The following is a 14,729-nucleotide window of genomic DNA, read 5'->3' as shown; positions in this document are numbered from 1 at the left end:
TACTATTCATTCAAATGGCAGGCGCTCAGATGGTTGGGTGCAACCTCTTTGAGCGTTGGAACTTCCTCGCGGCAGCGTGCCGTGGCATACGGACAACGAGGATGGAAATGACACCCGGCGGGCGGGTTCAGCGGACTGGGGATTTCCCCTTTGATCGCGTCATAACGGGCACTGCGGACATCGAAACGCGGAATCTGCGCCAGCAAGGCCTGGGTATAGGGGTGACTGGCCCTGGCGAACAGGTCATCGACACCGGCGCTCTCGACCACACGGCCCAGGTACATCACCACCACACGATCGCAGAGGTGTTCGACCACCCCGAGGTCGTGACTGATGAACAGGTATGTCAGGCCCAGTTCGTCACGCAGGTCCATGAACAGGTTGAGGATCTGCGCTTGAATGGACACGTCCAGCGCCGCCACCGACTCATCGCAGACCAGTAGCTGCGGCTGTACCGCCAGTGCACGGGCAATGCCGATGCGCTGACGCTGGCCACCGCTGAACTGGTGCGGATAACGCTGACGCAGTTGCGGACTGAGCCCGGCACGCTGCAATTGCGCACTGACATAATCGTCAAACCCGGCCTTGTCGGTCAGGCCATGCAGCAAGGCGCCCTCCCCGACAATCCGGTCGACCCGCAGGCGCGGGTTGAGGCTGGAAGACGGGTCCTGAAAGATCATCTGGATCTTCAGACGCGCCGCCAGGCGCTCTTCGGGTGTCAGGCTCTGGACGGCCTTGCCGTCGATGGACGCCGTGCCCGAAGACACCGGCAACAACCCGGCCACCATGCGGCCCAGGGTGGACTTGCCACACCCGGACTCACCGACCAGCCCCACGACTTCACCACGCTGGATGCGCAGATCGACCCGATCCACGGCATGGGTCACCGGCTGAGGCCTGGACCACTGCATGCGTTGCAGCCATTTGTTCAGAGAGCTGTCACTGCCGCGCTTACCGAAGGTTTTACTGACCTGGCTCAACTCGACGATGGGCGTTTGGTTAATACTCATCGGCAGCTCCCGGATGAAAACAGCGGACCAGCCGACCCGCTTCGATCTCGCGACTGTGGGGTTCCTGCTCGCACTGCGTCGTGGCCCTGGAACAGCGAGCGGCAAAGGCACAACCTTTCGGCATCGACAGCAGATCCGGGGCCATGCCGGGAATCTGCCTCAGACGCTGGCCGCGCCGGTTGCGGCTGGGAAGGCTGTCGATCAGGCCCTGGGTATAAGGATGTTGTGGCCGGTCGAGCACCGCCGATACCGAACCCTGCTCGACGATACGGCCGGCGTACATCACGGCAATGTCATCGGCCAGACCGGCGACCACCGAGAGGTCATGGGTAATCCAGATCAAGGAGGTTCCTTGCTGACGCACAAGCTTTTGAACTTCGCTGAGAATCTGCGCCTGGATCGTCACGTCCAGAGCGGTGGTCGGCTCGTCGGCGATAATCAGATCCGGTGCGTGCAGCAAGGCAATGGCGATCGCCACCCGCTGACGCATACCGCCGGAAAGCTGGTGCGGATAAGCATTCAGGCGCTCATCCGGGCTGGGAATCCCCATCAACGCCAGCGTATCGCTGGCATGCTGACGCGCCTCCCGACGACTCATCGGGCGATGGGCCTGCACCGCCTCGATCATCTGCGTGTCGATACGCAGCACCGGATTGAGGGTCATCATCGGGTCCTGGAAGATCATCGCGATGCGATTGCCCTGCAGGCTGCGCAACTGCGAAGCGGGCAGCTTCGTCAGGTCGCGCCCTTGAAACAGCACCTCTCCGCCACTGATACGCCCCGGCGCATCCACCAGCCCCAGAATCGAAAAACCGGTCACCGACTTGCCGGAACCCGACTCACCGACCAGCCCCAGAATCCGGCCCGGCTGCAGGCGCAGGGAAACGTCCCGCACGGCAGGCAGGACACCGGCCCGGGTATGGAACGAGGTACACAGGTTGCGCACATCCAGCGTCGGTTGTGCCAGAGACACTTCAGGCACACTCATCGTTGCAACCTCGGGTTCAGGACATCGCGCAGGCGGTCGCCCACCAGATTGATGGCCACAATGGTGATCAACAGCGCCAACCCCGGAAAGAAGCTGATCCAGTATTCGTTGCTGAGCATGTACTGGAAGCCATTGGCAATCAGCAGCCCCAGTGACGGCTCGGTGATCGGCACGCCCAGCCCCAGGAATGAAAGGGTCGCTTCCAGCGTGATACCACGGGCAATCTGCAAGGCGGCAATCACGATCAGCGGCGGCAGGCAGTTGGGCAGGATGTGCCGGACCACGATCCGCCACGGACTGATCCCCTGCCCCCGCGCGGCATCGACGTATTCGCGACGGCTCTCGGTCAAGGCCTGACCGCGAGCGGTGCGGGCGTAATACGCCCATTCGAGCAACACCAGCGTCAGCATCACATTGCCGACGCCCTTGCCCAGCCAGGCCAGAATCATCAAGGCCATGAGAATCACCGGGAACGACAGCAGCAGGTCCACCAGCCTCATCAGCAAGGCATCGACCCAGCCGCCGAGGTAGGCCGACAACAGCCCCAGCAAGGTGCCGACCGCAGCGGCTATCAGCGCCGAACCGATCCCGACCCACAGGCTGATCCGCAACCCGTAGATGATCGCCGACAACAGATCCCGGCCTTGCCCGTCGGTGCCCAGCCAGTAGGTGTAGCCAATGTCCATGTTTTCACTGCCCGGCGGCAGACGGGCATCCAGCACATTGAGCTGCATCAGGTCATAGGGGTTCTGGAACACGATCCAGGGCGCCAGTGCCGCTACCAGCACGATCGCCAGCAACACCAGCAGACCGAACATGGCCGTGTATGAACGGGAAAACTCGACAGCCCCCAGTCGCCAGGGCGATTGCACGTGCAGGCGTGCGGCCTGTACCTGGCTCATCGACCGGCCTCGATGCGCACACGCGGATCCAGCAGGTAATACAAGGCATCGACGATCAGATTGAGTACGACGAAGATCACGACCACCACCATCAGATAAGCCACGACCACAGGGCGATCCAGCATGTTGATACTGTCCAGGATCAGCTTTCCGGCCCCCGGCCAGGCAAAGATACTTTCGGTCACCACGGCATAGGCAATGGTCGACCCCAACTCCATGGCCAGCACCGTCACCAGCGGAATCATGGTGTTGCGCATAACGTGCATGCACATCACCCGTACCGGCGACAGGCCCTTGGCCCGTGCAAACTTGACGAACTCCTGGGGCAGCACTTCACGCACACCGGCACGGGTCAGACGCAACACCAGTGAAATCTTGAACAGCGCCAGGTTCAGGGCCGGCAGCAGCAGATGCTGCAAACCATCCAGGGTCAGGAACGACCACTGCACGCCCAGAAACGCTCGGGTTTCACCACGACCACTGGCCGGCAGCAAGCCCAGCTGGATCGAGAACAGCATGATCATCATCAGCGCCACCCAGAACGCCGGCAGCGAAAAACCCACGATGCTGGTGGCCATCATCACCCGCGAAACCGGGTGATCGGGGTAGGTCCCGGCGAACATGCCCAACGGGACGCCCAGCACTACCGCCAGAAACAAGGCGCTGAAGGCCAGCTCGAAGGTGGCAGGCAGACGCTGCAGGATCAGGCGCATGGCATCTTCGTGGTAGACGAAGCTCTGACCGAGGTTGCCGCTCACAGCCCCCTTGAGGAACAGCAGGTATTGCTGCCACAACGGCTTGTCCAGCCCCAGGTGCGCGATAGCCGCCAGGCGCTCGGCCTGATTCAGGTCCTCGCCCACCAGAATGTCCATCGGGTTACCGATGGCATTCAGGCCGACGAACACCACCAGCGTCATGAGCAGCACAACCAGCAGCGACTGCACCAGCCGCCGCACCGCCCAGCCGATCATCCGAGCGACTCTTGGGCCGTGGGCGCACCTTCCACCCACTCGTCACCCAACAGTTCAGGCTCGGCATAGTTCTGCATCGCGGCAAAATGCACATCGATGTCTTCGTTGAACAACTGCCCTACCAGCCCGTGAGCCAGACGCTTGGCACCTTCGCTGATCGCCGGGATATCGCCGGAGACTGCGCCGTAGCTCAGGGCCGCCGGGTAGTTGAAGCAATGAATCTTTTCGATTCCCGGACAGGCGCCCGGTGTCTTTTGCTGAAACTCGAAACAGGTGCCCAGGTCCGGCAGCTCGCGCAGCTCGGCATCGAATTCGTCTTCGGGTGCCTTGAAGCGATCGCTCCATACCTGGATATGCTCCGCGAACGAAGAGAATTCGGGACGCAGGTTGAAATCGGTACGGAAGCCCGTGGCAAACACCAGAAAATCGTATTCCAGCCTGGCATTCGGGGTCTGAACCACCAGGGCGCCCGCCTCGTTTTCCTGAATCGACACAATCGGGCTGTTCAACAGAAAGCGTGAGTTCTCGAAGCGCGACACGCGCTGCGTGCTGCCGCGTGGTGGCGGTACTTGCTGAGCATTGAGGTAACGACGAATACGCCACTTCCAGCTATCGGGCAGACGCCAGTAACCGTGGGTCATCCCCGGATTCCCCGCACCTTTGCCTTTGTTCACCCGAGGCAGCTCGGCACGCCGGACCAACAGGTCCACCTTGTCCGCACCAGCCTCCAGCGCCGTGGCCGCCGCATCCATGGCAGAAGCACCGCCACCGATCACACCCACACGCTTGCCGACAAACCAATCGTCCTGCAAGCCATCAGCCGAATGCGCCCAGCGATGACGAGGCAATTGATGAACGAAATCCGGCACCCAAGGACCGCCCAGGCCATCGCGCCCTGTCGCCAGAACGACATGCCGAGCCACCAGATTCAGGTTGTGACCCGGGCTGACGATATCCAGCTCCACCAGACCATCAGCTCGCGGTTGCACCCGGCTGACGCGATGTTCGTTACGCACGTCCAGATCCAACACCTGGCGATACCAGCGCAGGTAATCTGCCCATTGCAGACGCGGGATCTTGTCCAGCGCATTCCAGGCCTCCAGACCAAACTGCGCCTCGAACCAGGCACGGAAGGTCAAGGCTGGCAAACCCAGAGCCGGGCCGGTTAGCTGCTTGGGCGAACGCAGGGTTTCCATGCGGGCGGTGGTCGCCCACGGCCCCTCGAAACCGGTGGGCGATTGATCGAAAATCGTTGCAACGACGCCCATGTGACGCAACTCGGCCGCCAGCGCCAGACCGGCCATGCCGCCGCCGATGATCGCCACATCGAGTACCGGCGCACCTTGATACAAACGTGGCTTGACCCATGCCGAAGCAGGCAGATCCAGCCATTCCAGATCCTGCTTGAGCCGGGCCTGCAATGCGGCAAGGCCAATCGGTGCGTTTGTATCGGACATGTTCAGTACTCGTGCTGACGATCAGAGAGAGAGCGAATCCATACAAGAAGCGCTCCAAACTTGCATTCAGTGAATTCAAAAGGCCTATGAATTCAGAAAACGAATACTAAAAGCGGATATTTATTACCACAACGCCAATTATTGAATATTGATATAACCAGAATTGATAAGCGCTGAACGGCCACGCAAAATCGCGACCGTCCCGGCCCGTCTCAACCGGCGTAGATGCTCTGTAACAGGGCATCATGCTCACTGGGCGCGTGCATGACCACTGAAGGCAACAGTGCCTGAGCCGAGACGGCAAGCTCTGCCACCAGCGCCCGGGCCACATCCGACAACGGACTGGCGAACGCCGAAACCAGCCCGAAAAAGAATGGAATGTTGCATTCCACCGGCCTCACGACCACGCCCTCTACAGGCACGCCCAGCGCGGTGAAAGGATCGACCAGCGCCACGCCCAGCCCGACCCGTGCCATCTGCATCGCAATCAGCGACGTATTGGTGTCGAGCATGTGCGGGACAACACCGCCCATGTCCTGAAAGGCCTTGTCGATACGACGCCGGAAACGATAAGGGTTGGACATGGTGATCAGCGTCTGGCTGGCCAGCACCTCCATCGGCAACACATCGAACCGGGCCAGTGGCGAATCCGCCGCCAGCACAGCGACACATGGAGACTCACCGATCCAGTGAATATCCAGCCCGCGATGCTCCAGCGGCAGACTGACCGCCCCCAGGTCCATGGTCTTGGAAAGCACTGCCTGCACCACGTTTTCAGGCGACATGCTGTGCAACTGGATATGCTGCGGGCGCAGGTCGTCCGGCAGGCGGGACAACGCCAATGGCAGCAGGCCAGCCGCCAGCGCCGGTATCCCCACCAGCTTGATCTGGCGATTCTCATCCAGCGCAATGTGCTGCGCACGCTGCCGGATATTACGAATCCCCAGCAGCGCACTCTCGACCTCGGCGTACATCATGAACGCCTTCTGCGACGGCGTGACCTTCGGGCCACTGCGCTCGAACAAGGCAAAACCCAACTCCTGCTCCAGCTCCTGAATGGCCCGGGTCACCGAAGGCTGGGAGCGCCCCAGCATCTTCCCCGCCGCCGTCACACTGCCCGCCGACATGACAGCCGCAAAAGCTTCGAGTTGCCGCAGATCCATATGCACGCCTTGATTCAATAAAGTGGAAATACCCGTCAGACAAAGGCCCGGCGGGTCAAACGGCACGAAGTCTACACGTAGCCAGCACAAACGTGAGCATTGATCTGGATCATTGCCCTGACACCGGTGAAGCGTAAAAAGTATTCAGCAGCCAGGCTCAATAGACGCCCAGACGTTCAGGGGATGGACATGAATACTGTCACCAGCGACGACCTCTACGCACCCGACATCCGGTTCAACCACTGGATCGAAGAACTGACCGACGGCACGCACCTGCTGATCAGACCCTTGCAGGAAGAAGACCGGCAACGACCATTCGACTTTCTCACCCGACTCTCCCCCCTCGCACGCCATTTCCGCTTCATGGGCGCCATCAACGAACCCGGCCCGGAACTGCTCGACGAGCTAATGGACATCGACTACCGCCAACGCATGGTCTACGTCGCCCTGATCATGAGCAACAACCAATTGATTGAAATAGGCGTCAGCCGCTACGCCGCGACCGAAGGCGACAACTGCTGCGAATGCGCCGTCGTCGTGGCCGATCAATGGCAGGATCGAGGGCTGGGGAAATTGCTGATGCAACACCTGATCAATGCGGCGCGGCTGAACGGGTTTTATCGGATGTTTGCGATGGACTCGGCGAAGAATACCGGAATGCTTCGACTGGCTCGTTCACTGGGGTTTGAGTGTCATCCGGACCCGCTGGATCGGGGGCAGGTGGTTTATAAGTTGGGGTTGTGAGGGGGAGTGCTGTACCTCTCCCGAGACTGTCAGAAATTTTGTGTTCGGGCATAACATGTCACCAGAGGTGCATTTATGCCGACCAAAAAGAAGTCCGCCAGTGCAGCACCGAGGGAGTTACCCTCGATACCCCAAGAACTGATTGATCAGTTCGTAAAAGGCCCAATGAGCGCCGAAGCCATTCAAGACGCTTCGATGGCGTTCAAAAAGGCACTCATCGAACGAGCACTAGGTGCTGAGCTAGGTCACCACCTTGGCTATCCTCAAGGCGCAGAGCGCCCTGAGGACTCGACCAACCAGCGTAACGGCAAGAGCGGTAAAACGGTGCTCACCGACGATGGGCCGCTTCGCCTGGACATTCCCAGAGACCGCGATGGCAGCTTTGCCCCCATCCTGATCCCGAAGCATGAACGCCGTTTCACCGGTTTTGATGACAAGATCATTGCCATGTACGCCCGCGGTATGACTGTACGTGAGATCCGCGCGTTCCTGTCCGAGCAGTATGGAACCGATGTGTCGCATGATTTCATCAGTTCAGTAACCGATGCGGTTTTGGAGGAGATTGGCACATGGCAGCAACGCCCTCTGGAGCCTATGTACCCGGTCATTTTCTTCGATGCACTACGGGTTAAAATTCGCGACGAGGGCTTGGTGTGCAACAAGGCGATCTATCTGGCACTGGGCGTATTACCGGATGGCACGCGTGACATCCTGGGGATCTGGATCGAAAGCACAGAGGGCGCCAAGTTCTGGATGAAGGTGTTTAACGATCTGAAAACGCGTGGTGTCGAAGATGTACTGATCGCCGTCACAGACGGTCTCAAAGGAATACCGGAGGCCTTGGGAGCGGTTTTTCCTGCCACGACACTGCAAACCTGCATCGTCCATCTGATCCGCAACAGTCTCGATTATGCTGCTTGGGATAAGCGTCGAGCCTTGGCCAAGGCGCTCAAGCCCATTTACCAGGCACTCAATGCAGATGCGGCCGAACAGGCGCTGAACGCCTTCGAGACGGGGCCTTGGGGCAAGCAGTACCCGACCGTGGTTGCTGCTTGGCGCCGAGCCTGGGATCGAGTTATCCCGTTTTTTGTCTTCCCGGCCGGCATCCGAAAGGTGGTCTACACAACCAACGCCATTGAAAGCATCAACGCCCAGCTACGAAAGATCATCAAGACCCGTGGACACTTTCCCAATGACGATGCGGCTACGAAGCTGATCTGGCTGGGATTACGCAACATCACAGCAAACTGGGGTTATGCTGCACACGATTGGAAGGTCGCCATGAACCAGTTTGCGATTCTTTATGGGGATCGATTTACCAGACCGAGCTGGTAAAAAACGGCCTGTCTGATCACAGGCCCAAACCAGCCCGGACACAAAAAATCTGACACTCCCCCTCTCCCTACTGCGACCAACCTGGAACCCGCAAAAACGCTCATCTTCCTATTGGCATGCATTGCCCCTTAGAACGGCATATCGCTCACACGCCAAAGCGTACGAAACATCACGCCCCTCCAAATCAACCAGTACAACCGGCCAGGCACGCCCAAACTCAACGGCAATCTTCAAATACAGCTCTCGAGACTTATCCGTATGATCAAGCTGAATTTCAACGATGATTTCAGGTGGTTCACCCAGACCCTCTGCCCATCCTGATACGGTGTCCTCATCGTAAAACTCTGCAACACGGTCAAACCTCAGCAGAGCAAGCCATATATTGGAATCCCCCTCTATAACCACATACCGCCCAGATCCCCGGGGAACGCCACCCAGCCGGAGAGCAAAGTCCTGAAACTCCTCGCCCGTGATCCCCTTTGATGAAACAAGCAGCGCTGAGTCACTCAACCTATACCTCCCTTACTTTTCCCACACTCCATCAGTTTTTCCAGACTGCCGACCACTTTTACACCAATACGCTCATAGGCTCTTTTCTACTGAACACCGGTTACTTCCAGCGCATATAAGATGATCTCTCTTCACTCAGGATTAAACAACGTATTAGCTGATCCGTCTCGCCCAGCTTGAGGCAGGTTGTCAAGCGCACAAGCTGGCCGGACATCTAAAAAATCAAACCATCAAAAACATACAGCATCTCTCCTGCCCCCGTACAAACCTCAACCCACAACAATACCCGTATAAATAGAAACCTTCTCTACATGCTGCAACATTAGTTTCTCGTCATCGCTACCCTCAACATCCAGCCCCAGACAAGAAACTCTTGAATAAACCGTACTCAACTCTTCAAAAACATCCTGAGTAAAAGAATCATCCGAGACAAACGCCAAGCCATCCATGACTGCCACAACAAACAAGGCCGTAAATGCTTCGGCGCGTATCCGATCATCAGCAGACTGTAGAAAGCAACTCATCTCATCATAAACATAAGCAAAGGCCTGATACATATTTAAAGCCTTATCACAAATTGCTCGACCATATATCGATCGAGTCTCAAGCATAATCTCAAAGTAGCTCATAGTTCCCTCTCTGCAGAGATATCCATGTAAAGTGCATTAGCCTCTCGAAGGTCATGCAAAGCGAAAACAGTCGAGGAAGCGGAGTTTACGGGGTGTAAATGAACATTCTGAGCCGGTTTTTAACGCAACATGACCGAGCGCAGCCACCGACGGTCGTGTCGCAATGCAAGAGCCCGCATTATGACAGCCAGTGTTTTGACCCGTCGGGCGGGATATCGTCGAAGAAAAGCGGGAAGTAAGGCAAGACAGGCCCGATAGAAAGGGACGCCGGGGTGCGCCCCTTTCATGACAAGGATCGTTACCGTTTGACCTGCGGAATAATGATCGGAACGTACATAGGCCCTGCTGGCGCAGGCGGTTTTACAACACCGTCACTCTCGACCACTCTGATGCCCTTGCCCTTGAGCGTCTCGAACAGACGTACCGTGGCATCGCCATCGATATAACCGCCCTCATCAATCATGGCCGTCAAAGCCAGCTGACGCCGATCCTCGGTCAACTGAACCTGCTTGTTCTTGAAAAACGAATAGAGCGATATCGTCTTGAGCGCAGACAGCTCTACACGCGCAATTTCCGTGTACTTCAATTGCTTGGCATCCCAACCCTGCACATAAAGCCCGGCTGCGGTCAGGGCGTAGGTACAGAAGTAATACGGGCCAGTGGTCGAGCCTGGCGTGGAGATGATGACCGAGCAACGCCCATGCTGGGTGACGGGCGCGCTCAGATCCGGGAAATCCTTGATGACCTGAGATGGGAATTGAGTGCGGTCGTAGTAGATCGTGGCCTTGTCGTAGGAGGTGGTGTTACAGGCTGCCAGGAGGGTGGCCAGGGTCAGGGGGAGCAGGGGTTTAAGGAAGTGCATGGGAGGCCTTATTCAGAGATAAAAAATAGAGCGTTTTGATAATAAAAAATCAGGTTATATTCAGGAGATGCTATCAATATTTTTCGTCCCCATAGTGCAGATCAAAGAGAGCATTGTAACCAACCTGGAACCCGCAAAAGCCTTAATATTCTTGTTGGCATGTATTACCCCTTGGGATGATATAGACAAAATCAAGTTGCGAGCCAACGAGCCAGGATTCTAGCCTCGGCCATATCTAGATACAGCTACAAAAACTGAGGTGCTTTATTTCAACTCAATAAATCTAAGCTAACATCACCTGTCAGGAAAAACGTCTCAAACGCCTTTTTTACAATGGAGAAATCCAAACAGACCAGCTCACCACTCCAAATATCACCTAAAACCTCATACTCACTATTTTTTAGCTCGGGATTAAAATAGGAACGTACAATATAATCCGCCCCATCATCTTCACCCAGGGATAAAACATACTTCCCTTCATCTGAAAAGACTTGCAGGAACTGCGGACCTACATCTGAGCCAACAACACTTAAGGTTAGAGAGCCATCCCCCTTCTTAATTTTATCGAGATAGAAGTCAACATCCTGCCAGGCCGGGAGTTTTTTATTCCCACCATGAGCCTGACCACCGATGCCAATCACCCATGACAAAGAATAGTTTTTCATCAGTCTAACTCTTTAATAGAGCGCATGCCGGGCCTACAGCGCAGAGTTTTTCCCGTAGCAACCTCATTGATCTCAAGAGACTTTAAGCCAGCTTTCTCCACCGCGGCTGCGATATCTCTTCGGCAATAACCGCAAACAACTTGCCCATAAACCTTGAGAGACATAGCTGCTCCTTGGTTTTCCTAGCATTATAATGCTTTCTGTATGGCTCCAATTTTCGCATGTGCAGTTGCCATGTTTGCATTTTGCAAAGGCTTACCAGATGACTCTATTTTAGAATTCACATGATCAGCAGTGTCGGCTGATCACCTTTTTCTTGAGAATCTAGCTCTCGCTGTCTGGTTAACATCAGCAAACACCTGACCATCAATCTTACCTTCCGCCGTTACTTTTGGGACAGTTGCTTTTGGACCTTTTTCTACAGTGTGTTTTAAGCTACGACTGCCAGAATGTCACACAAACCCCATATTCATCGAGAAGATCGTCAGCAATTTCAAACTGGAATACTTTCTCTGGGAAGATATCCAATAACGCGCGACTCCAATATCTAGTGATCTGTTCAGCAAACAAGTGACAAAGACGATAATCCTCTTCCGACAACCCTACTTTAAACATGGGTCTACCCGGCGCATCTTCCCACTTTGAAAAAAACTGACTTATTGAAAAAATATTTCTGTATCGTTCAACATCTCTACGCGATGTACTTTGTTCCAGCACACTAGATTCGGTCTCGACCAGTCCACTCAAATGAAATTTTTGCGGATCGTATTGCCGAGCGTTAGGCAGCCAGAAAATGTGACTATTGACTTCAATAAAATCAGGAGAAAGCAAACCAAAAACAGAAATTGCTTGTTCTAATGAAACCAAGCTCCCTACATATGAAAAAAACTCCCCAGAGCCAATATCTGAAACAAACAGATTTAACGACTCTTTAGAAATATCACCTTGATAAATTTTCATCAGTTCAACCCTAAACTATCAAGAATCGGTTAAGAAAATCCCCCTTAAAAACTTCTGTGTCACTTCTTTTCTTGGCAAAATACGCAGACTGCTGATAACCCGATTCCAGTAGCGTACAGCTTCAAAGTCCAGCTGTCTCGCCAACCAAATTTTATTCTTAAAACTGGTCGAACCACCCACCACCAATAACAACGAATTCAATATCGAATAGCTCCATGTCTTTAGAGACTGAGTGCTTATTCAGACTACTCATTTTGGCTTGCCAATCGAGTAAAGAAATCGGGGAGTCACTCGCTACCGATATGGCGTACCTGCTACGTCTTTTGCACCTCCAGCATTAACATTCTCCCCAAAATACCCCTCAGGCAGCCTACAAGGCCCGGTGTTATGCACCCAAGTTTTGAGCTTACCGACGTAGAATGTATGCCCGATATCGACCGTCAGGTTATACGTCTTACCCTCTGGCAAGTAAAGCTCCAGCGATTCCACTTCGGATGAGGTGTTCTCGCTGGCTCCATCCTCAAGAGATTGCAAGCGATCGCCGGGTTTCAGGTCGATGACCGGCACGAAGTCACGTTGAGCGGGGACGTAGAACGGGTGGCCTGGTGTTACCAGTAGCGTTTCATTTTCGGCCTGACCGTCCTCACGTACGCTCTTGAGCTTGAGGCGGTAAATCGGCTGGTCGGTACGAACATGCGTCGCGAGGATGGCCGCCGCAAACGGCTTGCCGCCTTTCTCGGGCTTACTCCAGACAATGTCGCCAACCTTGAGTGTATCGATTGCACGGTCGCCGTCGGGAGTCGAGACCATTGTTCCAGCGGCAAAGCAACATGGGCCATCGAACCCGAGCTTGCGTCCCAAGCTCAACTCTGCCACGGCCTTGGCCCGATTTGCCGGGATAAAGTTCAGTGCAAACTCCGTAGCACTTTGCGCTTGAATCGCTGCACTGGCCTGACTATTGCATGTAGGTGCTGTTCTGGGCGGCGATCAGGCTGAGGTTCTGACCGGCATGGACATAAGCTTCGTCGCCGGACTTGAGTTTGCTGGCCATCAACGTGGCGTTGCGACCGGCTACGATGCTCAGGTCTTCACCCGCCGAAAACTCACTGACGGCTTTCGTTGTCGATCTCGTGGATTTTCTTCTTGCCCTTCTTGTCGCGGCTTTCGATGTTGTGTTCATCGGCCGCCGAGGACAGGTTGATGTCGTTACCGACGGTCAGCGTGGCATCGCCGCCGCTGCTTATCTGGCCCTTACTGGTCAGGTTGTTGGTCATGGTGATCCACAGCGCCATGGCCGAGCTGATCATGGGAGCAATCAGCGAGCCCGGCCCGGACTGCTCGACCAACTCATGGACATCGACTACCGCCAACGCATGGTCTACGTCGCCCTGATCATGAGCGACAACCAGTTGATTGAAATAGGTGTCAGCCGCTACGCCGCGACCGAAGGCGACAACTGCTGCGAATGCGCCGTCGTCGTGGCCGATCAATGGCAGGATCGAGGGCTGGGGAAATTGCTGATGCAACACCTGATCAATGCGGCGCGGCTGAACGGGTTTTATCGGATGTTTGCGATGGACTCGGTGAAGAATACCGGAATGCTTCGACTGGCTCGTTCGCTGGGGTTTGAGTGCCATCCGGACCCGCTGGATCGGGGGCAGGTGGTTTATAAGTTGGGGTTGTGAGGGGAGTATCGGCATCGTAAGGTAGCACCACCTCAACGAAGATAAATAGAAACCTCATATATGAGCACCCAAAAGCTGAATGAAACGAGCAAATTTCTCAGTTACGTTCTCAGGCACGAACCACAAGCTATCGGTTTGCAACTAGACAGAGAAGGCTGGGCAAATGTCGATGAACTCATTGCGGGCGCAGTCAGAAATGGGAAAACATTAGATTTTTCACTTATTGAAAAAATCGTCAGTACCAGTGACAAGAAACGCTTTAACCTCTCAGAAGATGGGAAACGCATTCGTGCAGCACAGGGGCACTCAACAGCCAGTGTAAATATTCAACATACTGAGAAAACACCACCTGAGTTTCTCTACCATGGAACCGCAACACGTTTCTTAGAGTCAATTCGACAGAAAGGGCTGATTGCAGGATCACGTCACCATGTGCATTTATCACAGGAAGTAATGACTGCCATTTCCGTCGGACAACGCTATGGAGAACCTGTGGTGCTGAAAATCGAGGCTCAGCACATGCATCGACAAGGCTTCAATTTTTTTCAGGCAGAGAATGGTGTTTGGCTCACAAAAAACGTCCCATATAACTTTATAGCTTCAGAAAAGTAAAACACAACCCTACAAACCTTATCCAACACAGAAAACAGCATCTAACCAAACTTATAACTTCGTCAAACTAAAGCTTTCAGGCATAGCTGGAGCTGGCTATGCAGTTTAATCACAACAACTCAACACCCTTCATGTTCAAAGGTAAGCGCTCCATAAACCCCACATTCAAAGCCGCTGCTTGATCACGGATGCTGTGCTCCCGATTTCTTTCTGGAGCCCGCCAACCATGATGCGTC

General features: G+C 55.2%; 18 protein-coding genes and 1 pseudogene. 5 read left to right on the top strand and 14 right to left on the bottom strand.

Annotation, left to right across the window (positions count from 1 at the left end; genetic code table 11):
- Positions 1-2: 2 nt before the first annotated feature.
- From ACIPY9_RS06665 to ACIPY9_RS06640, 6 genes are all read right to left on the bottom strand, one after another.
- Positions 3-1,010: an ABC transporter ATP-binding protein gene (locus ACIPY9_RS06665; RefSeq protein ID WP_400698389.1), complete on the bottom strand. Its 1,008-nt coding sequence runs from the start codon at positions 1,008-1,010 to the stop codon at positions 3-5.
- Positions 1,000-1,998 carry an ABC transporter ATP-binding protein gene (locus ACIPY9_RS06660; protein ID WP_400698386.1) on the bottom strand — a complete coding sequence of 333 codons (999 nt, stop codon included), beginning with the start codon at positions 1,996-1,998 and terminating at the stop codon, positions 1,000-1,002. The genes ACIPY9_RS06665 and ACIPY9_RS06660 overlap by 11 nt, the downstream gene beginning before the upstream one ends.
- Positions 1,995-2,900 (bottom strand): ABC transporter permease, encoded by a 906-nt coding sequence (locus ACIPY9_RS06655; protein WP_400698383.1) that lies wholly within the window; start codon positions 2,898-2,900, stop codon positions 1,995-1,997. The genes ACIPY9_RS06660 and ACIPY9_RS06655 overlap by 4 nt, the downstream gene beginning before the upstream one ends.
- Positions 2,897-3,871, bottom strand: a complete 975-nt coding sequence (locus ACIPY9_RS06650; protein WP_400698380.1) for an ABC transporter permease — start codon at positions 3,869-3,871, stop codon at positions 2,897-2,899. Before ACIPY9_RS06650 ends, ACIPY9_RS06655 begins: the two co-directional genes overlap by 4 nt.
- Positions 3,868-5,328 carry an FAD-dependent oxidoreductase gene (locus ACIPY9_RS06645; protein ID WP_400698378.1) on the bottom strand — a complete coding sequence of 487 codons (1,461 nt, stop codon included), beginning with the start codon at positions 5,326-5,328 and terminating at the stop codon, positions 3,868-3,870. The genes ACIPY9_RS06650 and ACIPY9_RS06645 overlap by 4 nt, the downstream gene beginning before the upstream one ends.
- A 212-nt stretch (positions 5,329-5,540) precedes the next feature.
- The gene (locus tag ACIPY9_RS06640) at positions 5,541-6,491 is read right to left on the bottom strand and encodes a LysR family transcriptional regulator (RefSeq protein WP_400698375.1); all 951 of its coding nucleotides are present in this window, start codon (positions 6,489-6,491) and stop codon (positions 5,541-5,543) included.
- 189 nt (positions 6,492-6,680) lie between these two features.
- Here ACIPY9_RS06640 and ACIPY9_RS06635 point away from each other — a divergent pair, with 189 nt between their 5' ends.
- Complete coding sequence (locus tag ACIPY9_RS06635; protein ID WP_400698372.1) at positions 6,681-7,235, top strand: GNAT family N-acetyltransferase; 555 nt, start codon at positions 6,681-6,683, stop codon at positions 7,233-7,235.
- 75 nt (positions 7,236-7,310) lie between these two features.
- Positions 7,311-8,570 (top strand): IS256 family transposase, encoded by a 1,260-nt coding sequence (locus ACIPY9_RS06630; RefSeq protein ID WP_400698369.1) that lies wholly within the window; start codon positions 7,311-7,313, stop codon positions 8,568-8,570.
- A 108-nt stretch (positions 8,571-8,678) separates the two neighbouring features.
- Here ACIPY9_RS06630 and ACIPY9_RS06625 read toward each other — a convergent pair whose 3' ends face one another.
- Positions 8,679-9,080, bottom strand: coding sequence for a hypothetical protein (locus tag ACIPY9_RS06625; RefSeq protein ID WP_400698366.1), 402 nt, complete (start codon positions 9,078-9,080; stop codon positions 8,679-8,681).
- 269 nt (positions 9,081-9,349) lie between these two features.
- A complete protein-coding gene (locus ACIPY9_RS06620; RefSeq protein WP_400698363.1) occupies positions 9,350-9,709 on the bottom strand; it encodes a hypothetical protein in 360 nt (119 codons plus the stop codon).
- A 125-nt stretch (positions 9,710-9,834) separates the two neighbouring features.
- Between ACIPY9_RS06620 and ACIPY9_RS06615 the strand changes: the two are divergent.
- Positions 9,835-9,948: pseudogene (locus ACIPY9_RS06615) on the top strand (DUF4124 domain-containing protein); the annotation flags it as partial.
- Between the two features lie 59 nt (positions 9,949-10,007).
- Here the strand turns inward: ACIPY9_RS06615 and ACIPY9_RS06610 are convergent.
- The 6 genes from ACIPY9_RS06610 to ACIPY9_RS06585 form a co-directional block, all read right to left on the bottom strand.
- Positions 10,008-10,571: a hypothetical protein gene (locus ACIPY9_RS06610; protein WP_400698360.1), complete on the bottom strand. Its 564-nt coding sequence runs from the start codon at positions 10,569-10,571 to the stop codon at positions 10,008-10,010.
- A gap of 269 nt (positions 10,572-10,840) precedes the next feature.
- On the bottom strand, positions 10,841-11,236 hold the full coding sequence (locus ACIPY9_RS06605) for a DUF6911 family protein (RefSeq protein ID WP_400698357.1): 396 nt from the start codon (positions 11,234-11,236) through the stop codon (positions 10,841-10,843).
- A 435-nt stretch (positions 11,237-11,671) separates the two neighbouring features.
- Positions 11,672-12,196: a hypothetical protein gene (locus ACIPY9_RS06600; RefSeq protein WP_400698354.1), complete on the bottom strand. Its 525-nt coding sequence runs from the start codon at positions 12,194-12,196 to the stop codon at positions 11,672-11,674.
- A 294-nt stretch (positions 12,197-12,490) separates the two neighbouring features.
- On the bottom strand, positions 12,491-13,072 hold the full coding sequence (locus ACIPY9_RS06595) for a polymorphic toxin-type HINT domain-containing protein (protein WP_400698351.1): 582 nt from the start codon (positions 13,070-13,072) through the stop codon (positions 12,491-12,493).
- Between the two features lie 79 nt (positions 13,073-13,151).
- Positions 13,152-13,376 carry a hemagglutinin repeat-containing protein gene (locus tag ACIPY9_RS06590; protein ID WP_400698349.1) on the bottom strand — a complete coding sequence of 75 codons (225 nt, stop codon included), beginning with the start codon at positions 13,374-13,376 and terminating at the stop codon, positions 13,152-13,154.
- The gene (locus ACIPY9_RS06585) at positions 13,300-13,566 is read right to left on the bottom strand and encodes a hypothetical protein (RefSeq protein WP_400698346.1); all 267 of its coding nucleotides are present in this window, start codon (positions 13,564-13,566) and stop codon (positions 13,300-13,302) included. Before ACIPY9_RS06585 ends, ACIPY9_RS06590 begins: the two co-directional genes overlap by 77 nt.
- Here ACIPY9_RS06585 and ACIPY9_RS06580 point away from each other — a divergent pair.
- Together ACIPY9_RS06580 and ACIPY9_RS06575 are read left to right on the top strand one after the other, a co-directional pair.
- Positions 13,546-13,881 (top strand): GNAT family N-acetyltransferase, encoded by a 336-nt coding sequence (locus ACIPY9_RS06580; RefSeq protein WP_400698343.1) that lies wholly within the window; start codon positions 13,546-13,548, stop codon positions 13,879-13,881. The genes ACIPY9_RS06585 and ACIPY9_RS06580 overlap by 21 nt on opposite strands.
- A gap of 60 nt (positions 13,882-13,941) precedes the next feature.
- Positions 13,942-14,493 (top strand): RNA 2'-phosphotransferase, encoded by a 552-nt coding sequence (locus ACIPY9_RS06575; protein WP_400698341.1) that lies wholly within the window; start codon positions 13,942-13,944, stop codon positions 14,491-14,493.
- Positions 14,494-14,729: the final 236 nt, after the last annotated feature.

The sequence above is a fragment of the Pseudomonas sp. NPDC089734 genome (assembly GCF_044748865.1).
GTDB lineage: Bacteria > Pseudomonadota > Gammaproteobacteria > Pseudomonadales > Pseudomonadaceae > Aquipseudomonas.
The sequence above is the reverse complement of the archived record's forward strand: the minus strand, read 5'-3'. Positions and strand labels throughout refer to the sequence as shown.